We start from the raw sequence: 25,634 nt of genomic DNA on the forward strand, positions 1-25,634 counted from the left end.
CGCCGCGGTCGGGGCCCTCATTCGTCTCCGCTCAGGAGTCCTCGTAGCGCTCCAGCCGCCGCTGCGCCTCGCCGAGCTCGGACCGCAGCCGCTGGTTCTCGACCTCCATCTCCAGGACCAGCTTGATCCCGGCGAGGTTCAGCCCTCCGGCGAGCAGCTCGCCGATCCGCTGGATGCGGCCGAGGTCGTCGTCGCTGTACCGGCGCGTGCCGCCGGAGGTCCGGCTCGGCTCGATGAGGCCGCGGGCCTCGTAGACGCGCAGCGTCTGCGGCGCGAGGTTCATCAGCTCGGCCGCCACCGAGATGCCGTACACGGCATGGTCGGACGCGTGTCGGTTGAGCGGCTGCGAATCCGGTGCCACATTCCCTCCAGCCACCTGTGTCTGCTGTCGGCTCCAGTTTATCTGATTCCGGCGGCTTGACGAAATCTCAAATGCGCGCTATATATTTTCATGTCGTTACGTTCATAGGTCTCATCCAGGAGGTGACCTTCGATGCTGATGCGCACGGACCCGTTCCGAGAGCTCGACCGTCTCGCTCAGCAGTTCATGTCCCGCAGCGATTCCCAGCTCATGATGCCGATGGACGCGTGGAAGGAGGGGCATTCCTTCACCGTCGAGCTGGACCTGCCCGGCGTCCGGGAGGGCGACATCGACCTCGAGGTCGAGCGGAACGTCCTCACCGTCCGCGCCGAGCGCCGCGCGACCGACGCCGGTGACCGCGAGGTGATCCACTCCGAGCGCCCCACCGGCGTGTTCATGCGGCAGATCTTCCTCAGCGACGCCCTCGACACCGAGCACGTCGAGGCGTCCTTCCGGGACGGCGTGCTCACACTCCGGATCCCGATGGCCGAGGAGGCCAAGCCGCGCAAGGTGCTCATCGGCGCCGGCAAACGCGAGATCGAACAGTAGCCGCACCCGCCGCGGCACCCGGAGACCCGGGGCGCCCGGCCCCCGCCGGACGCGCCCCGGTTTGGAGGCATATGACATGAGCGGAGCCTGCTACAGCCGCCGTGACGGCGGCGTCGAGTACGAGCTGCACTGCGACGGTTGCGGCGTCCCCTTCCGCTGCGGCGACGACTCGTACTTCAGCTGGCCGGTCCTGTGCGCGGCCGCCGAGGCGGAGGGCTGGGGCGTCGCCCCCGACCTCGGCGGCGAGCACCGGTGCGGCGAGTGCGCGGCCTCCGGGCGTCCTGCCGGCGCCCGGCGCCGCCTCGTCCCCGTCTGATCCGGCCGCCCGGCCTCCGCCCGGTGCTCGGGGTCTCCTCGGGCGGAGGCCGGCGCTTCCCACTGGGCCGCAACGCCACCGAAGCAGGGCAGGTCGTTCCAGAACCGGCCGGGGCGTGCGCACGCCCCTCATTCATGACATCTTGCCACTGTGTGCGTTACGTCATAGAATTACTCGGTGCGGTGCCCCAGCCGCCACGGCCGCCGACTCCACGGCCACGCCCTCGGGGAGTCGCGGCCTTCCTCCCGCCGACGCTCCGGGACCGTGGTCGCGCGCGGTCGACATCCACAGAAGATCCCCCTGTCTGTGAGGAGCGATCACACATATGTCCAACGGACACGCCATCCGCGGCACCCGCATCGGCGCCATACCGGGTCTCCACTCGGAACGCGGCGAGCCGGTGGCCCGGCAGAACGTCAAGTACTGGTGCGCCAACGGACACGAGACCGTACTGCCATTCGCACTGTACGTGGAGGTGCCGCAGGAATGGGACTGCACCTGCTGCGGCTGGCCCGCCGGCCCCGACCAGGACAATCCCCCCGAACGGCGCACCGCCAAACCGTACAAGACCCATCTGAACTACGTCCGCGAGCGCCGCAGCGAGGAGGAGGCCGAAGACCTCCTCGCCGAAGCCCTCGCCGCCAGAGCCGCCGCCCGCGGCGAGCGTTCCCTCTTCTAGTCCCTCCACCCGCTACACGAATCCCCTAGCCGCCCTTCACAAGGTTGGGTGAACCGGGCGCAGGATCGCACCGCTGGACGGGTCCCACCACCCGAGCGGCACCGCGCCCCACCAGGCGGCACCGAATACACCGAGGGCCCGGATCGCATCGATCCGGGCCCTCGTCCGCGTCTCAGAACTCCAGGTGCTTCAGGTTCGCGGCCGCGTCCTTGTCGACGAGCCAGCGGGTGTGGCCCGCCGCCTTGACGCGGCCGGCCGGGAGCTCGCCCTTGGCGAGCGCCTCGTCGACCGCCTCGGCCTTGCCCGAACCCGACGCGATGATCCACGCCGCCGTCGCGGAGTTGATCGCCTCCATCGTGAGCGACACCCGCTCCGGCGGCGGCTTGGGGGAGTGGCGCACCCCCACCGCCGCCCCCGCCGCGTCGAGCGCCGGGTTGCCCGGGAACAGCGAGGCGACATGGCCGTCCTCGCCGATCCCCAAGAGCAGCAGGTCGAACGCCGGCACGCCGGAGCCGCCCGCCGCGGCCGCCAGCTCGGCAGCGTACTGCGCCGCGGCCTCCTCCGGCGTCGCCACCGCGTCGGACGCGGCCATCGGGTGCACCCGCTCGGGGTCGATCAGGATCTTGTCGAGGAACGCCGCGCGCGCCTGCGTCTCGTTCCGCTCGGGGTCGCCCGCGGGCAGGAAGCGCTCGTCGCCCCACCAGAAGTCGACCCGCGACCAGTCCACGACCGAGCGGATCGGCGACTCCAGCACGTACCCGTACACCTTCGCCGCGATGCGGCCGCCGGTGAGCACGATCGAGGCCTCGCCCCGCTGCGCCTGCGCGTCGGCGAGCCGGTTGATCAGGCGCGACGCGACCGCCTCGGCCAGGACCTCGGCGCCCTCGTGGACGATCACGGCGCTGGAGCGGCTCATGCCTTGATCCCCGCGTAGTGCTCCTGGAAGGTGTCGAGCACCTTCCGGTAGGCGGTGTCGGGGTCTATGTGCCGCAGCTCCTCGGCGAGGAGCTGGCCGAGGGTCCGGCCCTGGAGCGTCTGGCGGCGCTTCGGCAGCCCCGCCTGGCGCAGGATCGTGGTCCCGTCGGCGGTGCGCTCGACCTCCATCGTCTCCCCGCCCGACATCGTGAACGCCACGGAGGCGATCGCCGGCAGGTGCTCGGAGTTCCGCTCGACCTCGGTGTCGACGACTTCCGGCGCGACGCCCAGGCGCGTGTGCAGCCACGCGGCCATGAGCTGCGCCGACGGGTCGTCGGCGTCGGCCTTGATGGTGATCGACTCGACCGACTGCGTGACCCCGTCGAAGGCGCTGGCGATGAGCGAGCGCCACAGGCTGATGCGAGTCCAGCAGATGTCGGTGTCGCCGGCCGCGTAGGACTCGGCGCGGCGGAACAGCGACTGCACCGGGTCGGCCGCGCGGGCCGAGTAGGTGATGCGGCGGTCGGCGAACGAGCGCAGCTCGTGCTCCAGGCCGTAGCGGACCGGGTCGAGGAGCCACCAGGTGACCACCGGGATGTCGGAGGCCAGCATGGGCAGCACGATCGAGCTCAGGTGCGCGGCGGCCGGGCCGTCGAGGCGCAGGATGATCGCCTCCGCGGACCCGAGGCGCTCGCCGACGGTGACCTCGGCGTCGATGCGCGGCTCGGTCGCCTCCAGGTCGCGCGGGATCACCAGGATCAGGCGGTACGGGTGCTCCTGCGCGGCCACGGACGCGGCCTTCTCGACCTCTTCGCGCTCGTCCTCGGTGGTGAGCGCCACCAGGTTGAGCGCGAGGCTGGAGCCGCCGCCGACCTCGTGGAGGAGCCCGTCGAGCGCCTTCATGATGTCGCCGGTGGTGGTGTCCTTCAGATGCATGTCCGGACTCCCCTTCTAAGCCCGGCGCCAGCGGCGGCCGGACGCTTGCAGCATGAGATCGGAGCCGGCGGGGCCCCACGTGCCGGACTCGTACGGCTCGGGCTTGGTGCCCTTCCAGAACTCCTCGAGCGGGTCGATGACCGCCCAGGACGCGTCCACTTCCTGCGCGTCCGGGAACAGCGTCTTGTCGCCCAGGAGCACGTCCAGGATGAGCCGCTCGTACGCCTCGGGGCTGGACTCGGTGAACGTCTCGCCGTAGCCGAAGCCCATCGAGATGTCCCGCAGCTCCATGCCCGTGCCCGGCACCTTGGAGCCGAACTTCACGGTGACGCCCTCGTCGGGCTGCACGCGGATGACGAGCTGGTTGTTGCCGAGCGTCTTGGTGTCGTAGTCGGCGAACGGCATGTGCGGCGCCTCCTTGAAGACCACCGCGATCTCGGTGACCCGCTTGGGGAGGCGCTTGCCCGTGCGCAGGTAGAACGGCACGCCGTTCCAGCGCCGGTTCTGGATGCCCAGCTGCACCGCCGCGTACGTCTCCGTGGTGGAGGTCGGCGGGATGTTGTCCTCGGACAGGTAGCCCTTGACGGGGCGGCCCTGCACCCAGCCGTCGGTGTACTGGCCGCGGATCGCGGTCGACTCGAGGTCGTCGTGGAGCTTGATGGCCCGCAGGACCTTGAGCTTCTCGGTGCGGATCTCCTCGGCCTCGAACCCGTTGGGCTGCTCCATGGCCGCGATGGCCAGGAGCTGGAGGACGTGGTTCTGGAGGACGTCGCGGGCGGCGCCGTTGTCGTCGTAGAACCCGGCGCGCGAGCCGATGCCGACGTCCTCGGCCATCGTGATCTGCACGTGGTCGACGTAGTTGGAGTTCCAGATCGGCTCGAACATCGCGTTCGCGAAGCGCAGCGCGAAGATGTTCTGCACCGTCTCCTTGCCGAGGTAGTGGTCGATGCGGAACACGTCGGGCGCGGTGAAGACCCGGTCGACGAGCTCGTTCAGCTCCGACGCGGACGCGCGGTCCTCGCCGAAGGGCTTCTCGACCACGACGCGGCGCCAGCCGCCGCCGTCCTGGCGGTTGTCCGACATGCCGGTGCGCTGGAGCTGCTTGAGCACGGTCGGGAACGCCAGCGGCGGGATCGAGAAGTAGAACGCCGCGTTGCCGACGATGCCGTGCGTGATGCGCAGCTCGTCGACGGTGGCGTCGAGCTTGTCGAACGCCTCGTCGTCGTCGAAGGACCCGGGCACGAACTTGAAGTTGCCGGCCAGGCGGGCCCAGACCTCTTCGCGCCACGGGGTGCGCGCGTGGGACTTGGCCGCCTCGCGGGACATCTCCTCGAACGTCTCGTCGCCCCAGTCGCGGCGGGCGAACCCGACGATCACGAACGACGCCGGGAGCAGGCCCCGGTTGGCGAGGTCGTAGACGGCCGGGATGAGCTTCTTCTTCGCGAGGTCGCCGGTGACGCCGAAGATCACCAGAGCGCACGGCTCGGGGATGCGCGGCAGGCGCCGGTCGGCCGGGTCGCGGAGCGGGTTGGAGGGCAGGTGTTCGGCACCCATCTAGCTCAGCTCCCTCAGGGCGTGCACGAGCTGGTTGATCCCGCGCTTGCGGTCGGTCAGGTGCAGGCGCACGAGCGGGCGCCCGCGCGACTGGAGCGCCTGGCGGTCGCCGGCGGCCTGCGCGGCCTGGAGGCCCGCGAACGTGAACTCGCGGTCGGGGATGAGCAGGTCCTCGCCCACCTCGCCGGTGATCTGGAGGAACACGCCGGTCTGGCGGCCGCCCTTGTGGAACTGGCCGGTGGAGTGCAGGAACCGCGGGCCCCAGCCCCACGTGACGGGCGCGCCCGTCCGCTCGGCCAGGCCGGCCCGCAGCTGCGCGACCTCGGCGTCGTCGATCCGGTCCAGGTAGGCCATGACGGCGATGTACGCGCCCTCGCTGTCGGCGTCGGTGAGGATCTCCCCGAGCGCGCCCGCGACGGTGTCGGCGTGCGAGCCGTAGATCTCCACGGCGCCGTCGACGGCGTGCGGACGCTCGTCCGGCAGGCCCTCGGCGAGGAGGCGCTTGGTGTTCTCCTTGGACTCGGTCACGTTCGGCTGGTTGAACGGGTCGATCCCGATCAGGTAGCCGGCGTAGGCGGTCGCGAGCTCCCACGCGAGGAACTGCGCGCCGAGCGGGCCGTTGACGACCACGTCGGGCATCGCCAGGGCCGAACCGGAGGCCGGCAGGCCCGTCGAGGAGCCGCCGACGGTGGCGTACACGCGGTCCGCGCCGCGCGCGCCCGGCGCGGCCGGTCCTTCGAGGACGACCGGGAGCGTGCCCTTGCCGTCCTTGCCGAGGGACTCGGCGATGAGCTGCTCGGCCCAGTCGCCCAGGCCCACGATGCCGGTGCCGTCGTCGGCGATGGTGATCGTCGGCCGGGCCGCGATGACGGCGCCGAGCACGACGGCCGGGTTGTCGCCCTCGCTGGTGATCGAGGTGGCGAACTCCTCGGCCTGGTCGATGAGCTCGGCGATGTCGGCGCCCGCGAGCGCGGTCGGGACGAGCCCGAACGCGGTCAGCGCCGAGTAGCGCCCGCCCACGGTCGCGTCGGCGAGGAACAGGTGCGAGCCCTGCGCGTTCGCGAGCTTCTCCAGCTCCGAGTCGGGGTCGGTGACGAACACGAAGCGCTTCGCGTAGTCCTCGATGCCGACGCCCTTGAACGCGGCCTCGAAGCCGCGGCGCTGGGAGTCGGTCTCCACGGTGGACCCGGACTTGGAGGACACGACGACGACGGTGCGGCGCAGCGACGCCTCGCCGAGCTCGGCGAGGATCTGGCCCGGGTCGGTCGAGTCGAGCACCGAGATGCCCAGTCCGAGCGTGCGGGAGATGACCTCGGGGGCGAGCGAGGAGCCGCCCATGCCGCACAGGGCGACGTGGTCGATCCCCTGCTCGGCGAGTTCGGCGCGGAGCTTCGCGAGCGGCGCGACGAGCTCCTTGGACTGGACGAACGTGTCGACCCAGCCGAGGCGGATCGACGCCTCCTCCTCGGCCTCGGGGCCCCACAGGGTGGCGTCCTTGGCGGCGACCTTGGCCGGGATGCCCTCGGTCCTGAGCCGGTCGACGCCGGCGTTCACGTCGACGCCCGTGGTGACCGCGAGGCCACCGGCGGCTTCCATCTTGCCCATCGGCTCGCTCACTTCTGTGCTCCGTTTTCGAACGACGTGCTGGTCTCGAGCTTGGACCCGATCTGCTCCAGCAGCTGGTTCCAGCTGACGATGAACTTCTCCACGCCCTCGTCCTCCAGGACCTTGACGACGTCGGCGTAGTCGACGCCGACGCGCTCCAGCTCGAGCATCACGGCCGCCGCGTCCGCGTAGAACGGGCGGACGGTGTCGGCCTCGACCTCGCCGTGGTCGGCGAAGTCGTGGATCGTGCCCTCGGGCATGGTGTTGACGGTGCCGGGGGCGATGAGGTCCTCGACGTAGAGGACGTCGCGGTAGTCGGGGTTCTTCACCGAGGTGGAGGCCCACAGCGGGCGCTGCGGGACCGCCCCGGCCGCGGCGAGCGCCTCCCAGCGCGGGGACGCGAAGGCGTTCTCGTACTCCTGGTACGCGAGGCGGGCGTTCGCGACGGCGGCCCTGCCCTTGAGGGCCTTGGCCTCGTCGGTGCCGATCGCGTCGAGGCGCTTGTCGATCTCGGAGTCCACGCGGGACACGAAGAACGAGGCGACCGAGCGGATCTTCGACAGGTCGTGCCCGGCGGCCTTGGCGCCCTCCAGGCCCGCCATGTAGGCGTCCATGACGCCCCGGTAGCGCTCCAGGGAGAAGATCAGGGTGACGTTCACGCTGATGCCCGCGCTGATCGCGGCGGTGATGGCGGGGAGGCCGGCCTCGGTGGCCGGGATCTTGATCATGGTGTTGGGCCGGTCGACGGCCCACCACAGGTACTTGGCCTCCGCGATCGTCGCCTTGGTGTCGTGGGCGAGCCGCGGGTCGACCTCGATCGAGACGCGGCCGTCCTGGCCGCCGGTGTGCTCGAACACCGGGGCCAGGACGTCGGCGGCCCAGCGGATGTCGTAGGTGGTGATGGCGCGAGCGGCTTCCTCGACGCTCACTCTGCGGACCGCCAGGTCGGCGATCTGCTCGTCGTAGCCGTCGCCCTTGGAGATGGCGGTGGCGAAGATGGTCGGGTTCGAGGTCACGCCCGTGACCGACGACCCGGCGATGAGTTCCTTCAGGTTGCCCGACTCGAGTCGGTGCCGGGAGATGTCGTCGATCCAGACCGACACGCCCGCCGCCGACAGTCCCGCGAGGTTCTCGTTCGCGCTCATCGGTTCCTCCAGCTTTCCAGCTAGTTTTCGTTCCGCTTCAGTTCAGTTGTATTACTGCTGTGCCTTCTTGATGGAGGAGCGGGCCGCGTCCGCGACGGCGGCGGCGGTGATCCCGAATTCCTCGTACAGCTTCTCGAACGGCGCGGAGGCACCGAAGTGTTCCAGGGAGACGCTGACTCCCGCGTCACCCACCAGGCCGCGCCACGACAGCGCGATGCCGGCCTCGACCGAGACGCGCGCCTTGACGGCCTTGGGCAGCACGGACTCCTTGTACTCCTCGTCCTGCTCCTCGAACCACTCGATGGAGGGGACGGAGACGACGCGGGCCTTGACGCCCTCGCCGGCGAGGGTCTCGGCGGCCTTGACGGCCAGCTGGACCTCGGAGCCGGAGCCGAGCAGGATCACGTCGGGGGTGCCCTCGGTGTCGAGCAGGGTGTACGCGCCCTTCGCGGCGCCCTCGGCCGAGGCGAACTTCGTGCGGTCCCACACCGGGATGTTCTGGCGGGTCAGCGCCAGCGCGGCCGGGCGGTCCTGCTTGCGCAGCAGGGTCTTCCAGACCACGGCGGTCTCGTTCGCGTCGCCGGGGCGGATGACGTCCAGGCCCGGGATCGCGCGCAGGGCCGCGAGGTGCTCGACCGGCTGGTGGGTCGGGCCGTCCTCGCCGAGGCCGATCGAGTCGTGCGTCCACACGTACACGACCGGGGTCTTCATGAGGGCCGCCAGGCGCACCGCGCCGCGCATGTAGTCGGAGAACACGAGGAACGTGCCGCCGTACGGGCGGGTGGGGCCGTGGAGCTTGATGCCGTTGAGGATCGTGCCCATCGCGAACTCGCGGATGCCGAAGTGGAGGGTGCGGCCGTACGGGTTGCCCGGGTACGCCTTGGTCTGGCGCGACAGCGGCAGGAACGACGGCTCGCCGTCCATCGTGGTGTTGTTCGAGCCGGCGAGGTCGGCCGAGCCGCCCCACAGCTCGGGGAGGACCGGCGCGAGCGCCGAGAGGACCTTGCCGGAGGCCGAGCGGGTGGCGACGCCCTTCTCGGACGGCTCGAACTCGGGGAACGCGTCCTCGAAGCCCTCGGGGAACTCGCCCGCCCACAGGCGGTCGTGCAGGGCCTTCCTCTCGGGGTTCGCGGCGGCCCAGTTGTTGAAGTCGGCGCGCCAGGCCGAGTGCGCCTCGTGGCCGCGGGCGACGGCGCCGCGGGTGTGGGCCAGGACCTCGTCGGACACGTAGAAGGACTGGTCGGCCGGGAAGCCGAGGATCTCCTTGGTGGCGGCGATCTCGTCGGCGCCGAGGGCCGAGCCGTGCGCGGCGTAGGAGTTCTGCTTCTTCGGCGCGGGCCAGCCGATGATGGTCTTCAGGCGGATCAGGGAGGGCTTGTCGGTGACGGCCTTGGCGCGCTCGATCGCCTCGAAGAGGGCCTTCGGGTCCTCCTTGTACTCGTCGCCGTGGCGCCAGTTCACGTCCTGCACGTGCCAGCCGTACGCCTCGTAGCGCTTGGCGACGTCCTCGCCGAGGGCGATCTTGGTGTCGTCCTCGATCGAGATCTCGTTGTCGTCGTAGATCAGGACCAGGTTGCCCAGCTCCTGCACGCCGGCGATCGCGGAGGCCTCGTGGGTCACGCCCTCCTCGATGTCGCCGTCGGAGGCGAGGACGTACACGAAGTGGTCGAACAGGCTCTCGCCGAGCGCGGGCTCGGGGTCGAACAGGCCGCGCTCGCGGCGGGCCGCCATCGCCATGCCGACCGCGGTGGCCAGGCCCTGGCCGAGCGGGCCGGTAGTGGTCTCAACGCCCGCGGTGTGGCCCACCTCGGGGTGGCCGGGGGTCAGCGAACCCCACTGGCGCAGGCTCTTCAGGTCGTCCAGTTCCAGGCCGTACCCGGCCAGGTACAGCTGCACGTACAGCGTCAGGCTGGAGTGGCCGCACGAGAGCACGAAGCGGTCGCGGCCCTCCCAGTGCGGGTCGCTGGGGTCGTGGCGCATGACCTTCTGGAACAGGGTGTGCGCGACCGGGGCGAGGCTCATCGCGGTGCCCGGGTGCCCGTTGCCCGCCTTCTCGACCGCGTCGGCGGCGAGCAGCCGCGCCGTGTCGACCGCCTGCCGATCGAGTTCGGTCCACTCGAACTGTGCCACTGCGATACTCCTTGGTACTCGTCGTATTTGGGCCGGTGACGTGTGCCTTCTGACCCTACCTACACAGGCTGAACTTTATGCGCAGTCTCTCGGGAGGCGGAATTCCGCACGTTGTGAACCCGCCCACGAGCCAGTCTCGCATTGGAAAGCGCCTGCTAGGGGCCCTCGACCCGCGGCCGGGTCACAACCTCACCGCCCGTACTGTGGGCGGTGATGAACGAGGACCCGACCCAGGCCGTCGCCGCCGCCCCCCGGCCCGCCCGCAAGCGAATCGAACTGCCCGAGCCCGGTGCAGCCCCGCAGGAGCGACCGAGCCTGCGCGCCCTCGTCGGCGCGTACGTCTCGCTTACCAAGCCGCGCATCATCGAGCTGCTCCTCATCACCACCATCCCGGCGATGCTGGTGGCCGCGCGCACGGAGTACGACGCGCTCCCGTCGCTGACGGCCGTGGTCGCGACCCTGCTCGGCGGCGCGCTCGCCGCCGGCTCGGCCAACGCGATCAACTGCTACATCGACCGCGACATCGACCAGCTCATGCGCCGCACCGCGCGGCGCCCGCTCGCCAAGCACCAGATTCCGCCGCGCAACGCCCTCGTCTTCGGGCTCGTCATCGGCGCGGTCGCGGTCCTCGGCATGGGCCTGCTCGTCAACTGGCTCGCCGCGCTGCTCACCTTCGGCGCCATCGTCTACTACGACGTCGTCTACACGATTTGGCTCAAGCGCACCACGCCGTACAACACGGTGTGGGGCGGCGCCTGCGGCGCGGCCCCGGTGCTCATCGGCTGGGCCGCGGTCACCGGGCACATGTCGTGGATGGCGTGGGTCCTGTTCGCCGTCGTGTTCCTCTGGCAGCCCCCGCACTTCTACGTCCTCGCGTTGAAGTTCAAGGACGACTACGCCGCGGCCGGCATCCCGATGCTCCCGGTCGTCGCCCCCGCCAAGCGGGTCGCCGTCGAGTCCGTCGTCTACGGCTGGGCGATGCTCGCCGTCTCGCTCGTCGCCGTCCCGCTCGGCTCGACCTGGCTGTACGGCTCGGTCGCCGTCGTCGCCGGCGGCCTGTTCGTGTGGGAGTGCCACAAGCTCCTCGGCCGCGTCAACCGCGGCGAGGACCCCAAGCCGATGCGGCTGTTCCACTGGTCCACCAGCTACCTGACGCTGCTGTTCCTGGCGCTGGCGGTGGACTCCTTCATCATGTGAGCAGAGCGTTCGGAGGGCCGGGCGATCCTTGGATCGCCCGGCCCTCTCGCCGTCTGTTCAGGTGTTCTCGGGTTCGGCGATGAGCCGGCGGGCCCGGCCGAGGATCCAGGGGCACCACGGGTCGCGCTTCCAGGCGCCGAACCACTCGGGCACGGCTTCGGGTTCATCGAAGAACTGGCAGATGGTGCGGGGCCCGGCGCCGTCGTTGCACTCGATGCGGTACTCGGGCGGTCCGAGCGGGTGCGCGGTCTCCCGGTAGAGGGAGAACACGGCCGGGCCGCGGCGGAAGTCCCCGAGCCAGCCGTCGCTGTCGGGGTGGGAGCCCGGTTCGGGTCGCGGCTCGGAGTCTGCGGGTTCAGCCGTCACAGAACTTCACCTGCCCGGGCCGGGGCCGGTTGTCGATGGCGCGGCCGTTGTAGAACACCGCAAATGCGGAGTCCTCGCACCACACCTTCCATTCGGGCGCGAAGCTCCGCCAGCCCTGTCCCCAGGTGGCGTGCAGGTGGCCTGAGTTCAGGCCGGACACGATGAGGACGAGGTCGGCCGGGTTGTTCGCGACCGAGACTTGGAACGAGTCCGGCGCGCTCTCGGAGGAGGCGCGGACGATGAAGCGGCTGTGCCGGTCGCCGAAGGTCCCCCGAACGAGCGGATCGACCGGGCGGCCTTCACGGTTGGGATTGTCGGGCGCGTGCGCGACAATGGGTCTGGACACGGATCAACCTCCGATGTCTCCAAGACCGGGGCGGGGCACTTGGCGTAGGAACCTGATCCCGCCCCGGTCGGCTTTCGGTGGAGCACGCGAAATGTCTGGCTTCACGAGTTCTCTCCCGAGCAATCCCATGATGCGCTACTCGTGCTTGATTGATATCATGGCACAGCCGAATCGGTTTGCGCAAGATTGCGCCAACCGATCGAGGTACTATTTCTGTGTCGGCGACCCGACTGATCTGGAGAGCTCATGGCAAGCGTGCCCGGACCTGGACCGAGCCTTCGATCGCAATGGCTCGGCGACAAGATCCGCGACCTGCGCAAATCGCGCAAGATGTCGCTCAAGGAGGTGGGTGAGTATCTCCAGCGAGACCAAGGGACCATCAGCCGTTACGAGAACGGTGAGCTGCCGGTCCGGCGCGGCGACCTCGTGGTGATGCTCGACCTCTTCGGCGTGTCGGACGAAAAGGTCCGCGAGGACCTCGAACAGCTCAGGGCGGAATGCTGGCGGAAAGACTGGTGGGACCAGCACAAGGATGACTTCGGCAGCAACTTCCTCAATGTGCCCTGGCTGGAGAGTCGAGCGGACAAGATCTGCACCTACCAGCATTTCCTGGTGTATGGGCTATTCCAGACCCGGCGCTATGCGGCGGCGGTGATCAGTCGCCTGGAGGCGCAAAAGGCATCGCCCGGACAGATCCAGCGATGGGTCGACCTTCGAATCGAGCGGCAGCGGATTCTGTCGGCCGACAACCCTCCGGTCATCGATGCGGTGTTCGAGGCGGCGGTGCTAGAGCGAACAGTCGGAACGGCGGAGGTCATGCGGGAGCAGCTCCGGCGGCTCTTGGAGCTCGGCGAGGCCGACACTGTCACCATCCGGCTCATTCCCACAGCGGTCGGGCCGCACAGCGGAGTGAGCGGCAGCTTCAACCTCTTCGAAATGCCTGAGCCCTATCCCGCGGTGGCCTATGTCGAAACGACCGCCGGGTCCCTCTATGCGGAAGAGCCGAAGGCGAGTAACTTCGAGGCCGTGTGGCAAGATCTTGACCGATCGGCCCTGTCGGCCGCCCGGTCGATTGATCTGATTGCCAAGCGCCTGAAGGAGATTGAATGAGCACCGAGCAGCAGCTCTCAGCTGAGGAGCTGTCGGGCATCCGCTGGCACATCAGTACCCGAAGCGACAGCGGCGGCGGCCAGTGCGTAGAAGCCGGTCCTCTAGCTGACGGCTCGGGCCGGGTCGCGGTGCGGCACTCGCACCACCCGGCGGGCTCGGTGATCGTCTACACCCGCGCCGAGTGGGAGGCCTTCCTCGCCGGCGCCAAAGACGGCGAGTTCGACTTCACCGACTAGACCGACCCTAACCGACCCGCCCGAGAAGCGGGCATGGCAGGCGCTGCCCGTCGAACGCCATGGAGACCTGGGCGGCTCCCAGCATTCGACCCTGACCATCGCTGCCGTCGACTCTTCCTAGGACCAGGGTGCCAGTGGCTTCGATCGGAGATGTGGCCGCCGCGCTCCGCGCGGCCCTCCAGGTGATCGATGAAGCTGCGCAAGTCATCAAAGCGGCCGACGAGCAGCTACAGGATGCTCTCATCGACCTTGGTGTCGCCCTTGGGAAGTGAGAAAACCTATGTCGGAGGAGCAGACAGTGAGGGAGCAGGACATGCCCCTGCCGAAACCGCTCGCTACATCGTTCGGCGGGCACTTCGCGGCCGACATCGAGACCCGCGCCGAGCTTGAGCGGTTCCTCGAACAGGCGACACGCATGCACGGACCGAGCGGAGAACGCTCGACCGCGGAAATCGGGCCTTCAGGCAGCGATGCGATCGTCTTCGAGTTCGCGCTCTTCGAGGAATGCGCCTATCTCCGCCATGGCGATCAAGTCGCGGTCGAAGCGGGGCTCCAGACCAAGGAACACGATGGCAATCCAGGTATCGATCGCAGCCTGGTGAAGCTCGTCAACAACCCCACGGACGAGGTGGAGACGCTGCGGGCCGACCAATTGCTCTGCACTCCGCAGTGGGTACGCGGCGTGGTGCCCGCATACGCCACCACCGGCGATATCCCCAGCGACATCACCTGGAAGCCCGCGCCCCCGGAGGCGTGAGTTCCGGAAGAACAGCGGCAGTCACGGCGAGTTCGACTTTGGGGGATGATCGCCCGTCCGAGGGCGAATAGCCTGGAGTCAACGGTCGGCCGACTTGGCCGCCCAGGGATCGAAGGGGAGCGATGAGCACCGATCAGCAGCTCACGAACGCGCAGCTGGCTGGAATCCGTTGGCGCACAAGCACTCGCAGCTCCGACAACGGTGGTCAATGTGTGGAGGCCGGACCCCTGTCCGACGGCTCGGGCCGGGTCGCGGTGCGGCACTCGCACCACCCGGAGGGCTCGGTGATCGTCTACACCCGCGCCGAGTGGGATGCCTTCCTCGCCGGCGCCAAAGACGGCGAGTTCGACTTCGCCGACTAGCCTTCCGGGCTGATATCCCCGGGCTCGATGACATGCCGGATGGTGCGTTGCCAGGTGAATCGCTCGGCACGCCCAGCCGGCGAGTCCACGAAGTCAACCCGCACATACCAACCCGGCTCATCGTCGGGCGGCGCTATACCGAGGGTCCCCCGAACATAGTCGCCGAGCTCGGCGACCGACATCTCCTCAGTCGCCTCCAAGCGCCGCTGGTACTCATCTTCACTGATCGCCATCGGCAGGATCACTCCTCGGGTCCTTTGGCGTTGACTGCGGAGCCTCAACAACTTCGACAACTCCCACCCATGGATTGTCTGCATCGCTCCACTCCTCTTCTTCGTCTTCCTCCTCACCTGGTTCGGGCACATCCCAGACCAAGACGCCCGTCGCACTGCCAGGCGGGAACTCGAAGACGACTGACGGAACACTCCCCGAGGGGGCTGTCACCGGAGCCTCCAATCCGAGCGATGCCGCATATTCCCCAAGTTCTCGTGAACCGGCGCCCTCGCTGTGTTTTCGCCGCAAGCGCGCATCCAGCTCAGGGTCGCTGGTAACTTGGTTCGCGATTTCATTGCCGCTCATGCGATTGCCTCTCCTGTCGTCCGATCGCCATGGCTCCTTGAGATCCGAAGACGGGAAGGCGCGACCTGGCGGCAGTGCGCAGGTTGCCAAGACCCTCATGGGCGGAGCGGTTGGAGGAATCGGCGAGTGTCGCTTCGAAGGAAGATCGTCTCAGGTCGGCATCTCGGGGGTCCGCTAGGGCGCGGTGTCGGCGTTCACCAGGCGCTTGCGGCGCAGCCGGATGGCCAGGCCGATCCAGGAGGCCAGGACGACCGCGGCGGCGGTCAGTTGGACCGTCGGCCAGTGCTCGGCCGGGTAGACGACGCCGATGAGGTACGTCTCGACGAAGCCGGCCGGCTCGAGCCCGGCCTGGCCGGCCTTGAGCCGCCAGTGGTGCTCGAGCGGGGTCAGCGGGCACACGAACTGGATGATGCCGTTGAACGTCCCGTACACCGCGACGGCCGCGTGGGCGAACCAGGTCCGCGGCCAGCGCCAGGCGATGAACCCGCCCGCGACCACGTAGGCGAGGAACATGAAGTGGACGATCATCGTGGCGTCGGCCAGGATGCGGTAGAACATGAGGCGGCTCCGTGCGTCGGCTACGTCCCCGTCACTCCATGTTCCCAGCAGATCGCGGCTTACGCCATCGTCTGCGCGGATCCGACACGTTCCAGGAGCGCGGCCAGGGCCGGGTTGTCGTGCGTGGTGCGCCAGGTGCAGAACAGCTCGACGGTGCCGCGCGGCATGTCGGCGACGTCGAGGAACACCAGGTTCGGCAGGCCGAGCGCAGCCGAGGAGCTGGGCACGAGCGCGACCCCGAGTCCCGCGTTGACGACGGCCGCCACGGTGTGGACCTGGCTGATGTGCTGGACGTACCGCGGTGTGACGCGGGCGTGCTGGAACGCGGCGACGACGAGCTCGTAGAAGTACCAGGCCTCGGAGGGGGAGTAGGTCACCACGTCGTGCTCGGCGACGTCGGCGAGCGAGGGCGCCCGGCCCAGCCGCGTCAGCGGGTGCTCGCGGGGTGCGGCCAGGACCAGCGAGTCCGTGGCGACCAGGCGCGAGTCGAGGATCTCCGAGCGGGGGACCTGCCGCACCAGGCCCACCTCCAGCTCCCCGGCCAGGAGCGCGTCGAGCTGCGCGTGCGTGACCATCTCCGACAGCACCAGGTCGACCTCGGGCAGTTCCGCGGCGGCCGTCTTGATCCACTCGCCGAGCACGGTGAGCGCCGAGACCGCGGTGAACCCGATCCGGATCGTCCCGGCCGTGCCCGCCGCGACCCGGCGGGCCCGCAGCGGTGCGATGTCGGCGGCCGTGAGCAGCCGCCGCGCCTCGTCGAGGAACACCCGCCCGGCCGGCGTCAGGTCCGCGCCCGTCGCGCTGCGGGTGAACAGCGCGAACCCGATGGTCCGCTCCAGCCGCTGGACCTGCCGGCTCAGCGGCGGCTGCGTCATGTGCAGCCGCGTCGCCGCCCGTCCGAAATGCCCCTCCTCGGCGACCGCGACGAAGCCGCGGAGCTGGTCCAGGGTGTAGCCGCCTTCGCTCATGCCCTGAAGGTATCGGCTCATGTCCAAACGGTGTTTGACGGGTATCGATGAAGGCTCTTAGGGTACGTTCCATCCCTACGACCTCAGGAGTTCTCCCCGAATGACCCGATTCGCCCCCGCTGAGATCCAGACGGCCCTCGGTTCCGGACTGCTGTCGTTCCCGGTCACGCACTTCCGCGATGACCTCTCCTTCGACGAGGCGGCCTACCGCGAGCACCTGGCGCACCTGGCGGCCTACCCGGCCGCCGGGCTGTTCGCCGCGGGCGGCACCGGCGAGTTCTTCTCCCTCACCGCCGCCGAGACCGCGCAGGTGGTGCGGGCCGCGGTCGAGGAGTCGGCCGGGACCGTCCCGATCGTCGCCCCAGCCGGGCTTGGCACCGCGCAGGCGGCCGCGTTCGCCCGCGACGCCGAGGCCGCCGGCGCCGACGCGGTCCTGCTGTTCCCGCCCTACCTCACCGAGGCGAGCCAGGACGGCCTCTACCTGCACGCCAAGGCCGTGTGCGACGCGACCGGCCTGGGCGTGGTCGTCTACCACCGCGCGAACGCCGCCTACGACGTCGACACCGTCCAGCGCCTCGCCGACGCCTGCCCGAACTTCATCGGCTTCAAGGACGGCGTCGGCGACATCGAGTTCATGACCCGCCTGTACGCGACCCTCGGTGACCGCCTCCTGTACGTCGGCGGCCTCCCCACGGCCGAGACGTTCGCGCTCCCGTACCTCCAGCTCGGCGTCACCACCTACTCCTCGGCCATCTTCAACTTCGTGCCCGAGTTCGCGCTCGCCTTCTACGAGGACGTGCGCGCCCGGAACACCGCCGAGGTCTACCGCCGCCTGAGCGAGTTCGTCCTGCCGTACCTCGACATCCGCAACCGCGGCAAGGGGTACGCGGTCGCGATCGTCAAAGCCGGGATGCGCGCCGCCGGCCGCCCCGCCGGGCCCGTCCGCCCGCCGCTCTCCGAACTGCGCGACGACGAGTTCGCCGCGCTCGCCGCACTCGTGGAGAAGGTCAAATGAGCGAGTTCCCCGAAGTCGACGCCGCCGCGGCCGCTGCCGCCGCCGCGTTCGGCCCCTACCGCGCCACCGCGCCCGCCGCGCGGGCCGCCCTCCTGACCGCGATCGCCGACGGCATCGAGGCCCTCGGCGACGACCTCGCCGCCACCGTGCACCGCGAGACGCACCTCCCGCTCGCCCGCGCCCGCTCCGAGCGCGACCGCACCTGCAACCAGCTGCGCATGTTCGCCGACCTTCTGGAGCGCCCGGACTGGAACCGCCCGCGCGCCGCCCCCGGCGACCCCGGCCGGGAGCCGCTGCCGCGGCCCGACCTGCGCCTGCGTCACATCCCGCTCGGGCCCGTGGCCGTCTTCGGCGCCAGCAACTTCCCGCTCGCGTTCTCCACCGCCGGCGGCGACACCGCCGCCGCGCTCGCCGCGGGCGCGCCCGTCATCGTCAAAGCCCATGAGGCCCATCCGGACACGTCCCGCCTCGTCGGCGGCGTCGTCACCGACGCCCTCGCCGCGGCCGGCCTGCCCGCCGGGGTCTTCACGCTCCTGTTCGGCCCCGGCCGCACCCTCGGCCAGGCCCTCGTGGCCCACCCCGCCGTCAAGGCCGTGGCCTTCACCGGCTCGCGCGCCGCCGGGCTCGCCATCGCCGCGACCGCCGCCGCCCGGCCCGTGCCGATCCCGGTCTACGCCGAGATGTCCAGCGTCAACCCGGTGTTCCTCCTGCCCGGCGCGCTCGCCGACGCCCCCGGGGACCTCGCCCGCGGCTTCGCCGCCTCCGCCGTCCTCGGCTCCGGCCAGTTCTGCACCAACCCCGGGCTCGTCTTCGCCCGCGAGGGCGAGGGCCTCGACGCCTTCCTGAAGACCGCCGCCGCCGCGTTCGCCGCCACCGACGCCCAGCCGATGCTCACCGACGGCATCCGCGCCGCCTACGAGTCCGGCCGCGACCGCCTCGGGACCGTCCCCGGCGTCGAACTCCTCGCCCGCGGCGCCGGCGAGCCCGCGGCCGCGCTCTACCGCTCCGACGCCGCGACGTTCCTCGCCGAGCCCGCCCTGCGCGACGAGGTCTTCGGCGCGACCTCCCTCGTCGTCACCGTCGCCGACGAGGCCGAGACCCACCGGATCGTCGACGTCTTGGAGGGCCAGCTCACCGCGACCGTCCACACCGGACCAGGCGACCTGGACGAGGCCGCGCGGCTCCTCCCGCGGCTCGAACTACTCGCCGGACGCATCGTCCACGGCGGCTGGCCCACCGGCGTCGAGGTCGGCCACGCCACCGTCCACGGCGGACCGTTCCCCGCCACCAGCGACGCCCGCAGTACCTCCGTCGGCACCCTCGCGATCGACCGCTTCCTGCGCCCCGTCGCCTACCAGGACCTCCCCGCCGAGCTCCTGCCCGAGGAGCTGCGGCCGTGACGCCCAAGGTCACCGCCCTCCGCGTCGTGCCCGTCGCCGGGCGCGACTCGATGCTGCTCAACCTCTCCGGCGCCCACGCGCCCTTCTTCACCCGCAACCTGGTGATCCTCACCGACGACTCCGGGGCCACCGGCGTCGGCGAGGTTCCCGGCGGCCAGGCCATCGCCCAGACCCTCGAGGACGCCCGCGACCTGGTCGTCGGCCGCCCGATCGGAGCCTGGAACGCCGTGCTCGGCGACGTGCGCCGCCGCTTCGCCGGCCGCGACGCCGCCGGGCGCGGCCGCCAGACCTTCGACCAGCGCGTCGAGGTCCACGCCCGCACCGCCCTCGAAGCCGCGCTCCTCGACCTCCTCGGCAAGCACCTCGGCGTCCCCGCCGCCGCCCTCCTCGGCGATGGCGTCCAGCGCGACACCGTGCCGGTCCTCGGCTACCTCTTCTACATCGGCGACCGCACCAAGACCGACCTGCCCTACCGCGCCGGCACCGGCGCCGACGACCCCTGGCTGCGCCTCCGCGACGAGGAGGCCCTCACCCCCGAGGCCGTCGTCGCCCTCGCCGAGGCAGCCCGCGCGCGCTACGGCTTCCGCGACTTCAAGCTCAAGGGCGGCGTCCTGCCCGGCGCCGAGGAGGCCGCCGCCGTCACCGCCCTCGCCGAGCGGTTCCCGGACGCGCGGATCACCTTGGACCCCAACGGGGCATGGGCCCTAAACGACGCAATTGCCTTGTGCCGTAATCTAAGCGACATTCTTGCCTACGCAGAGGACCCGTGCGGTGCCGAGGACGGCTACTCCGGCCGCGAAGTCATGGCCGAGTTCCGCCGCGCCACCGGCATGCCCACGGCCACCAACATGATCGCCTGCGACTGGCGCGAACTCGGCCACGCCGTGCGCGCCGGCGCCGTCGACATCCCCCTGGCCGACCCGCACTTCTGGACCATGTCCGGCTCCGTGCGCGTCGCCCAGCTCTGCGACGCATGGGGACTCACCTGGGGCTCCCACTCGAACAACCACTTCGACGTGTCGCTGGCGATGTTCACCCACGTCGCCGCGGCCGCCCCCGGCGAGATCACCGCGATCGACACCCACTGGATCTGGCAGGACGGCCAGCGCCTCACCAAGGCGCCCCTGCGGATCGAGGATGGCGCGATCGCGGTCCCGGACGCGCCCGGACTCGGCGTCGAACTCGACCTCGACCAGGTCGAGGCGGCGCACGCGCTCTACCGCGAACACGGCCTCGGCGCGCGCGACGACGCCGCGGCCATGCAGTACCTGGCCCCCGGCTGGGCCTTCGACCCGAAGCGACCCTGCCTGGCCTGACCTCCCACCCGAACTCGAGAAACCCGGACACTCAATGAGGAGTCGAGCACACATGAACCCCTTCCCCCGACGCGGACTGCTGGCCGGCCTCGCCGTCTCGCCCCTCGCCGCCGTCGCGGCGTGCCAGGTGCAGGGCGGCGCGGACGCGGCCGAGGCCGACTTCCCGACCAGGGCCGTCGACTTCATGGTCCCCTTCGACCCGGGCGGGTCGGGCGACCTCGTCAGCCGCGCGGTCGCCGAGGCCGCCGAGGAGCCCCTCGGCCAGTCCCTCGCCGTCAGCAACAAGCCCGGCGCGAACGGCGCCGTCGGCCTCAAGGAGCTGCTCGCCGGCGACGCCGACGGCTACACGATCGCGCTGGCCGTCAAGTCGCTCTTCGCCATCACGCCGCTCGCCGTCGACGACCCCGACGCGGTCGTGATCGACGACTTCCGCATCATCGCCACGCTCACCCAGGAGGCGTACGTGCTCGTCGTCCACGCCGACTCGCCCTACCAGACCCTGGACGACCTGCTCGCCGCCGGATCGGTCGACTACGCCACCACCGGCGTCGGCACCGGCTCGCAGCTGTCCGCGCAGCTGCTGTTCACCGGCGCGGGCATCGACGCCACCGACGTCCCGTTCGACGGTGGCGCCCCCGCGGTCACGGCCCTCCTCGGCCAGCAGGTGGACGCCGTCTCCGCGTCCCTGGCCGAGACCATGCCGCAGATCGAGGCCGGCGAGCTCCGCGCCGTCGCCGTCTTCTCCGAGGAGCGCAGCCCGTTCCTCAACGAGGTCCCGACCGCCGTCGAGTCCGGCTACGACGTCGTCGTCGACCAGCGCCGCTTCATCGTCGTCCCCGCCGAGGTCGGCGACGAGGCCGCCGGCGTGCTCTCCCTCGCGTTCGAGGAGGCCCGCGAGTCGCCCGAGTACGGCCAGTTCCTCCAGGACAACTACATGGACCGCTGGGAGGTCGACAGCCTCGAGGCCAAGACCCACCTGTCCGACGCCGCCGCGGAGTACGCCGCGCTTGTCGAGGACGCCGGCCTCGACCTCGGTGAAGGTTCATGAGCGAGGCGGTCGTGGCCGACCCGGAACGTGAAGCGCCCCGAGAGGACGCGTTCGAGGAGCCGCGCCCCGGCGGACGCGTCCAGGCCGTCGCGGCCGGGGTCGCGCCCGTCGCGATCGGCGCGTTCGCGGTCTGGCTGGCGTTCGGGCTCGAGATCGGGAGCCTGACCGCGCCGGGACCGGGCCTGTGGCCCCTGATCGTGGCCGGACTCCTCGTCCTGTGCGGCGCCGGCATCGTCGCCGTGGCCGCCACCGCCGGGACGACCGGCGGCACGGAGGCGTTCACCCGCGGCACGATCCACGTGCTCCTCGCCGCCGGCGGACTCGCGGTGTACGCGTCCCTGTTCGAGGTCGTCGGCTTCGAGGCGCCCACGCTCGTGCTGCTGTTCGCGTGGCTGCGGTTCCTCGGCCGCGAGTCGTGGCTCGCGAGCGCCGTGATCGCGGCCTCGGCGACCGCGGTCGCCTACGCCCTGTTCATCCTCGGCCTCGGTGTGCCGCTGCCGCACATCATCGCCTTCTAGGGGAGCGGAGACACCGTGGACCTCTCTTCCGTGCTCTCCGGCTTCGCGGTGGCGTTCGAGCCGCAGAACCTGCTGTTCTGCCTCATCGGCGTCACCGTGGGGATGCTCATCGGCGTGCTGCCGGGCCTCGGCCCGGCCGCCACCATCGCGATCCTGCTGCCGATCACGTACAGCCTGGAGCCGACCGCCGCGGTCATCATGCTCGCCGGGATCTTCTACGGCGCCCAGTACGGCGGCACGATCACCTCGGTGCTCCTGCGGATGCCCGGCGAGGCGTCCTCAGTGGTCACCGCGCTCGACGGGCACGCCTTGGCGCGCAAGGGCGAAGCCGGGCCCGCGCTCGGCGTCGCCGCGGTCGCCTCCTTCATCGGCGGCACCGCCTCGATCCTGCTGCTGACGTTCATCGCGCCCGCCCTCGCGGGGGCCGCGCTGGCGTTCGGGCCGGCCGAGTACACCGTGCTGGCGCTCATCGGGATCTTCCTGGTCGGCACCCTCGGCTCCGGATCGCTCTGGAAGAGCGCCGCCGCGGCGGCGCTCGGCCTCCTGATCGCCACCGTCGGCCTCGACCCGATCCTCGGCACGCCGCGGTTCACGTTCGGGACCGACCAGCTCGCCGACGGCATCGACTTCACCATCGTCGCCATGGGGCTCTTCGGGGTCGGCGAGATCCTGTACAACCTGGAGCACCGCGACCGGCCGCAGCCGGCCGTGCCGGCCTTCGGGCGGGCGATCCCGGGCCGGCTGCACTGGCTGCGCTCGCGGGCGGCGATCCTGCGCGGTTCGGTCACCGGCTTCGTGCTCGGCATCCTGCCGGGCGGAGGCGCGACCATGTCGTCGCTGGTGTCGTACGCGGTCGAGAAGCGCGTCGCGAAGGACCCGTCCCGGTTCGGCAAGGGCGCCGTCGAGGGCGTCGCCGGCCCGGAGTCGGCGAACAACGCGGCGGCCACGTCCTCGTTCATCCCGCTGCTCACCCTGGGCATCCCGGCGAACGCGACGATGGCGGTGCTGTTCGGCGCGCTCATGCTCCAGGGCATCACGCCCGGGCCGGGCCTGATGACCGAGCACCCGGACGTGTTCTGGGGCGTCGTCAACTCGATGTACGTCGGCAACCTGCTCCTGCTGGCGCTGAGCATCCCGCTCATCGGGGTGTTCGTGCGGATGCTCAAGGTGCGCCCCGGCGTGCTCGCGCCGCTCACCGTCGTCATCACGATGCTCGGCGTGTACTCGATCCGCAACAACGCCTTCGACATGCTGCTGGTGATCGCGCTGGGCCTGCTCGGCTACGGGATGCGCAAGCTCGGGTTCGAGCCGGGGCCGTTCGTGCTCGCGTTCGTCCTCGGATCGCTGCTGGAGGCGTCGTTCCGGCGCTCCATGCGGATCTTCGGCGGCGACGTCACCGAGTTCGTGCAGCGGCCGGTCTCCGGCTCGCTCGTGGCGGTCCTGGTGCTCACCGCGGTGATCGTCCCGGTCCTGCGCAAGGTCCGGACCCGCCAGTCGGGGGCCGCGGAACAGCCTGCGGCGCAATGAGAGCGGCGCGGTGAGGTCAGCCTTCGGGCCGCACGTGTCCGAGCCGGCGGGACACGATCCCGGCCGCCTCGGCCACGAGCGGCCCGAAGGCCTCGCCCGCGACCCGGGCGGTGGGCCCGGCGACGCTCACCGCGGCGGCCACCTGGCCGCTCTGCTCGAACACGGGCGCGCCGAAGCACGTGGTCCCAGCGTCGAACTCGCCGCGCTCCTCGGTCCAGCCGCGGCGGCGGGCCGCGGCGAGCTCCTCACGCAGCCGGTCCGGATCGGTGACCGTCGCTTCGGTGAACCGCTCCAGCGCAGACCCGGCGATGAGCGCGTCGCGCCGCTCGGGGGAGAGCCCGGACAGGTACGCCTTGCCGACCGCGGTGGCGTGCAGCGGCCTGCGCGCGCCGAGCTCGGAGCGGACCTGCACCGCATGGCGCCCCAGCTCCCGGAACACGAACACGATCTCCCCGCCGCTGAGCACGCCGAGGTTGACGGTCTCGCCGGTGCGGGCCGCGAGGTCGCGCAGCAGCGGCGGCGCGGCGGCGAAGACGTCCATGTGCTGCACGGCGGCCATGGCCATCCGCGCGGCCGCGGGCCCGAGCCGCCACCGGCCGTCCGCGAGCGCGAGGTACTCGGCGGCCTGGAGCCGCTCGACGAGCCGGTAGACCGCGCTCCGGCTGGCGCCCACCGCCTCCACGAGTTCGGCGGTCGTGGCGCTGCCGCGCACGGTCAGGATCTCGAAGACCTCCAGGGCCCGGTCGAGCGAGCCTTTCGGGGGCGCCTCGGCGCGCGGCATGGCGTGGTCCTTACTCGTCCGTGGCGGCGTACCAGGGCCCGCCGGGTGCCCACCAGCGTAATCGGGGCCCGGCGCCGCGAGGTGCCGGGCCGTGCCGGGTCAGCCGTGCGAGCCGAACCGCTCGCTCGCCGTCGTCCAGGCCCGCGCCCGCTCGCTCAGGCTGAAGCCGAGCCCGGGGCGCGCCGGGACGGCCATGCGCCCGCCCGCGGTCTCCAGCCGCTCGTTGAACAGCGGCTCCAGCCAGTCGAAGTGCTCCACCCACGGGTCGTGCTCGTAGGCCGCCGCGAGGTGCAGGTGGATCTCCATCGCGAAGTGCGGGGCCATGCGCACCCGGGCGTGCTCGCCGAGCGCCATGATCTTCAGGAACGGCGTGATGCCGCCGACGCGCGGCGCGTCCGGCTGCATGAAGTCGACGCTGCGCCTGGCGATGAGCTCGGCGTGCTCGGCGACGGAGGTGAGCATCTCGCCGGTGGCGATCGGGGTCGCCAGCTCGCGGGCGAGGTCGGCGTGGCCCTCGGCGTCGTACGCGTCGAGGGGCTCCTCGATCCACGTCAGGTCGAACTCCTCCAAGGCCCGGCCGACCCGAATCGCGGTGCTGCGGTTCCACTGCTGGTTCGCGTCCACCATGAGGTCGATCCCGTCCCCGACCGCCTCCTTGACCGCCGCGACCCGCTTGAGGTCGATGCGCGTGTCCGGCTGCCCCACTTTGATCTTGACGCCGCCGATGCCGGCCGCGGCCGTCGCGTGCGCGTTCTCGACGACCTCCTCGATCGAGGAGGACAGGAACCCGCCCGAGGTGTTGTAGCAGGCGACCGAGTCGCGGTGCGCGCCGAGGAGCTTCGCCAGCGGCAGCCCCGCGCGCTTCGCCTTGAGGTCCCACAGCGCGATGTCGAACGCCGCGATCGCCTGCGTCGCCAGGCCGCTGCGCCCCACCGAGGCGCCCGCCCAGACCAGCTTCGTCCAGATCCGCTGGACGTCGCTCGGGTCCTCGCCGAGGAGCTCGGGCGCGACCTCGCGCGCGTGCGCGTACTGGCCCTCGCCGCCGGCGCGCTTGGAGTAGGAGTACCCGACGCCTTCGAGGCCCGCCTCGGTGCGGATCTCCGCGAACAGGAACGCGATGTCCCGCAGCGGCTTCTGGCGCCCGGTGAGCACCTTCGCGTCGCTGATCGCGCCCTTGAGCGGCAGCACCGCGTGCGAGATCCGCACCGACGCGATCCGGTCGAGGCTCGCCTCCCCGGGCCGGAGCGCGCCGAAGTGCCGCTCGTTGACCGCGCTCGTCTCGGTCGCGCTGGTGAAGTCGAGGAACGTGGAGTCAGTCAAGGGGGAACCTCGCCGTCAGTCCCGTTGAGTGGGACTTAAT

30 protein-coding genes are annotated in these 25,634 nt (G+C 70.9%); 15 read left to right on the forward strand and 15 right to left on the reverse strand.

Annotated elements, in window-relative coordinates; translation table 11 throughout:
* Window positions 1-31 precede the first annotated feature (31 nt).
* Entirely contained in the window at window positions 32-361 is a 330-nt protein-coding gene (locus EIW28_RS09210) for a MerR family transcriptional regulator (protein ID WP_232013868.1), read from the reverse strand.
* A gap of 132 nt (window positions 362-493) precedes the next feature.
* Between EIW28_RS09210 and EIW28_RS09215 the strand changes: the two genes are divergently transcribed.
* From EIW28_RS09215 to EIW28_RS09225, 3 genes are all read left to right on the forward strand, one after another.
* Complete coding sequence (locus EIW28_RS09215; protein WP_125247387.1) at window positions 494-910, forward strand: Hsp20/alpha crystallin family protein; 417 nt, start codon at window positions 494-496, stop codon at window positions 908-910.
* Between the two features lie 76 nt (window positions 911-986).
* Window positions 987-1,226 (forward strand): hypothetical protein, encoded by a 240-nt coding sequence (locus tag EIW28_RS09220; protein WP_125247388.1) that lies wholly within the window; start codon window positions 987-989, stop codon window positions 1,224-1,226.
* A 325-nt stretch (window positions 1,227-1,551) separates the two neighbouring features.
* Window positions 1,552-1,905, forward strand: a complete 354-nt coding sequence (locus tag EIW28_RS09225; protein WP_112138542.1) for an RNA polymerase-binding protein RbpA — start codon at window positions 1,552-1,554, stop codon at window positions 1,903-1,905.
* Window positions 1,906-2,077: 172 nt separating this feature from the next.
* Here EIW28_RS09225 and pgl read toward each other — a convergent pair whose 3' ends face one another.
* The 6 genes from pgl to tkt are packed head-to-tail and all read right to left on the reverse strand — an operon-like array spanning window position 2,078 to window position 10,190.
* Window positions 2,078-2,821, reverse strand: a complete 744-nt coding sequence (gene pgl / locus EIW28_RS09230; protein WP_125247389.1) for a 6-phosphogluconolactonase — start codon at window positions 2,819-2,821, stop codon at window positions 2,078-2,080.
* Entirely contained in the window at window positions 2,818-3,756 is a 939-nt protein-coding gene (locus EIW28_RS09235; protein WP_125247390.1) for a glucose-6-phosphate dehydrogenase assembly protein OpcA, read from the reverse strand. The genes pgl and EIW28_RS09235 overlap by 4 nt, the downstream gene beginning before the upstream one ends.
* 15 nt (window positions 3,757-3,771) lie before the next feature.
* Window positions 3,772-5,310, reverse strand: coding sequence for a glucose-6-phosphate dehydrogenase (gene zwf, locus EIW28_RS09240; protein WP_125247391.1), 1,539 nt, complete (start codon window positions 5,308-5,310; stop codon window positions 3,772-3,774).
* Entirely contained in the window at window positions 5,311-6,927 is a 1,617-nt protein-coding gene (locus EIW28_RS09245; RefSeq protein ID WP_125247392.1) for a glucose-6-phosphate isomerase, read from the reverse strand.
* Window positions 6,924-8,060, reverse strand: coding sequence for a transaldolase (tal, locus tag EIW28_RS09250; protein WP_125247393.1), 1,137 nt, complete (start codon window positions 8,058-8,060; stop codon window positions 6,924-6,926). Before tal ends, EIW28_RS09245 begins: the two co-directional genes overlap by 4 nt.
* Window positions 8,061-8,111: 51 nt before the next feature.
* Window positions 8,112-10,190, reverse strand: a complete 2,079-nt coding sequence (gene tkt, locus EIW28_RS09255; RefSeq protein WP_232013870.1) for a transketolase — start codon at window positions 10,188-10,190, stop codon at window positions 8,112-8,114.
* Window positions 10,191-10,403: 213 nt separating this feature from the next.
* Between tkt and EIW28_RS09260 the strand changes: the two genes are divergently transcribed.
* The gene (locus tag EIW28_RS09260) at window positions 10,404-11,387 is read left to right on the forward strand and encodes a heme o synthase (RefSeq protein ID WP_125247395.1); all 984 of its coding nucleotides are present in this window, start codon (window positions 10,404-10,406) and stop codon (window positions 11,385-11,387) included.
* A 57-nt stretch (window positions 11,388-11,444) separates the two neighbouring features.
* Here EIW28_RS09260 and EIW28_RS09265 read toward each other — a convergent pair whose 3' ends face one another.
* Together EIW28_RS09265 and EIW28_RS09270 are read right to left on the reverse strand one after the other, a co-directional pair.
* Window positions 11,445-11,753: a hypothetical protein gene (locus EIW28_RS09265; RefSeq protein ID WP_125247396.1), complete on the reverse strand. Its 309-nt coding sequence runs from the start codon at window positions 11,751-11,753 to the stop codon at window positions 11,445-11,447.
* The gene (locus tag EIW28_RS09270) at window positions 11,743-12,099 is read right to left on the reverse strand and encodes a hypothetical protein (protein ID WP_125247397.1); all 357 of its coding nucleotides are present in this window, start codon (window positions 12,097-12,099) and stop codon (window positions 11,743-11,745) included. Before EIW28_RS09270 ends, EIW28_RS09265 begins: the two co-directional genes overlap by 11 nt.
* 246 nt (window positions 12,100-12,345) lie before the next feature.
* On the opposite strand from EIW28_RS09270, the gene EIW28_RS09275 reads away from it, so the two are divergent.
* From EIW28_RS09275 to EIW28_RS09290, 5 genes are all read left to right on the forward strand, one after another.
* Entirely contained in the window at window positions 12,346-13,209 is an 864-nt protein-coding gene (locus tag EIW28_RS09275) for a helix-turn-helix domain-containing protein (RefSeq protein ID WP_125247398.1), read from the forward strand.
* Window positions 13,206-13,445, forward strand: a complete 240-nt coding sequence (locus EIW28_RS09280; protein ID WP_125247399.1) for a DUF397 domain-containing protein — start codon at window positions 13,206-13,208, stop codon at window positions 13,443-13,445. The genes EIW28_RS09275 and EIW28_RS09280 overlap by 4 nt, the downstream gene beginning before the upstream one ends.
* A gap of 134 nt (window positions 13,446-13,579) precedes the next feature.
* Complete coding sequence (locus EIW28_RS24150) at window positions 13,580-13,717, forward strand: hypothetical protein (RefSeq protein ID WP_158630342.1); 138 nt, start codon at window positions 13,580-13,582, stop codon at window positions 13,715-13,717.
* Between the two features lie 26 nt (window positions 13,718-13,743).
* Window positions 13,744-14,202, forward strand: coding sequence for a hypothetical protein (locus EIW28_RS09285; protein WP_125247400.1), 459 nt, complete (start codon window positions 13,744-13,746; stop codon window positions 14,200-14,202).
* Between the two features lie 122 nt (window positions 14,203-14,324).
* The gene (locus tag EIW28_RS09290; protein WP_125247401.1) at window positions 14,325-14,564 is read left to right on the forward strand and encodes a DUF397 domain-containing protein; all 240 of its coding nucleotides are present in this window, start codon (window positions 14,325-14,327) and stop codon (window positions 14,562-14,564) included.
* Here EIW28_RS09290 and EIW28_RS09295 read toward each other — a convergent pair.
* The 4 genes from EIW28_RS09295 to EIW28_RS09310 all read right to left on the reverse strand — a co-directional run bounded on the left by EIW28_RS09295 (window position 14,561) and on the right by EIW28_RS09310 (window position 16,690).
* Window positions 14,561-14,797: a hypothetical protein gene (locus EIW28_RS09295; RefSeq protein ID WP_158630343.1), complete on the reverse strand. Its 237-nt coding sequence runs from the start codon at window positions 14,795-14,797 to the stop codon at window positions 14,561-14,563. The two genes, EIW28_RS09290 and EIW28_RS09295, sit on opposite strands and share 4 nt — an antisense overlap.
* Window positions 14,784-15,143 carry a hypothetical protein gene (locus tag EIW28_RS09300; protein WP_125247403.1) on the reverse strand — a complete coding sequence of 120 codons (360 nt, stop codon included), beginning with the start codon at window positions 15,141-15,143 and terminating at the stop codon, window positions 14,784-14,786. The genes EIW28_RS09295 and EIW28_RS09300 overlap by 14 nt, the downstream gene beginning before the upstream one ends.
* A gap of 174 nt (window positions 15,144-15,317) precedes the next feature.
* On the reverse strand, window positions 15,318-15,701 hold the full coding sequence (locus EIW28_RS09305; protein ID WP_125247404.1) for a DUF2784 domain-containing protein: 384 nt from the start codon (window positions 15,699-15,701) through the stop codon (window positions 15,318-15,320).
* Between the two features lie 59 nt (window positions 15,702-15,760).
* Window positions 15,761-16,690, reverse strand: coding sequence for a LysR family transcriptional regulator (locus EIW28_RS09310; protein ID WP_197717163.1), 930 nt, complete (start codon window positions 16,688-16,690; stop codon window positions 15,761-15,763).
* A gap of 79 nt (window positions 16,691-16,769) precedes the next feature.
* Between EIW28_RS09310 and kdgD the strand changes: the two genes are divergently transcribed.
* Genes kdgD through EIW28_RS09340 form a run of 6 tightly spaced genes read left to right on the forward strand, consistent with a single transcriptional unit; the run spans window position 16,770 to window position 23,493 of the window.
* Window positions 16,770-17,684 (forward strand): 5-dehydro-4-deoxyglucarate dehydratase, encoded by a 915-nt coding sequence (kdgD, locus tag EIW28_RS09315; RefSeq protein WP_125247405.1) that lies wholly within the window; start codon window positions 16,770-16,772, stop codon window positions 17,682-17,684.
* On the forward strand, window positions 17,681-19,084 hold the full coding sequence (locus EIW28_RS09320; protein WP_125247406.1) for an aldehyde dehydrogenase (NADP(+)): 1,404 nt from the start codon (window positions 17,681-17,683) through the stop codon (window positions 19,082-19,084). Before kdgD ends, EIW28_RS09320 begins: the two co-directional genes overlap by 4 nt.
* 50 nt (window positions 19,085-19,134) lie before the next feature.
* Complete coding sequence (locus EIW28_RS09325) at window positions 19,135-20,400, forward strand: enolase C-terminal domain-like protein (RefSeq protein ID WP_408612201.1); 1,266 nt, start codon at window positions 19,135-19,137, stop codon at window positions 20,398-20,400.
* Between the two features lie 52 nt (window positions 20,401-20,452).
* Entirely contained in the window at window positions 20,453-21,448 is a 996-nt protein-coding gene (locus EIW28_RS09330) for a Bug family tripartite tricarboxylate transporter substrate binding protein (RefSeq protein WP_158630344.1), read from the forward strand.
* The gene (locus EIW28_RS09335; RefSeq protein WP_125247409.1) at window positions 21,445-21,966 is read left to right on the forward strand and encodes a tripartite tricarboxylate transporter TctB family protein; all 522 of its coding nucleotides are present in this window, start codon (window positions 21,445-21,447) and stop codon (window positions 21,964-21,966) included. Before EIW28_RS09330 ends, EIW28_RS09335 begins: the two co-directional genes overlap by 4 nt.
* 15 nt (window positions 21,967-21,981) lie before the next feature.
* Window positions 21,982-23,493: a tripartite tricarboxylate transporter permease gene (locus tag EIW28_RS09340; protein WP_125247410.1), complete on the forward strand. Its 1,512-nt coding sequence runs from the start codon at window positions 21,982-21,984 to the stop codon at window positions 23,491-23,493.
* Between the two features lie 16 nt (window positions 23,494-23,509).
* Here EIW28_RS09340 and EIW28_RS09345 read toward each other — a convergent pair whose 3' ends face one another.
* Together EIW28_RS09345 and EIW28_RS09350 are read right to left on the reverse strand one after the other, a co-directional pair.
* Window positions 23,510-24,274, reverse strand: coding sequence for an IclR family transcriptional regulator (locus tag EIW28_RS09345; RefSeq protein WP_125247411.1), 765 nt, complete (start codon window positions 24,272-24,274; stop codon window positions 23,510-23,512).
* Window positions 24,275-24,373: 99 nt separating this feature from the next.
* On the reverse strand, window positions 24,374-25,489 hold the full coding sequence (locus tag EIW28_RS09350) for an L-talarate/galactarate dehydratase (RefSeq protein ID WP_408612202.1): 1,116 nt from the start codon (window positions 25,487-25,489) through the stop codon (window positions 24,374-24,376).
* Window positions 25,490-25,634 lie beyond the last annotated feature (145 nt).

This window comes from Glycomyces terrestris (genome assembly GCF_003933745.1).
Lineage (GTDB): Bacteria > Actinomycetota > Actinomycetes > Mycobacteriales > Micromonosporaceae > Glycomyces > Glycomyces terrestris.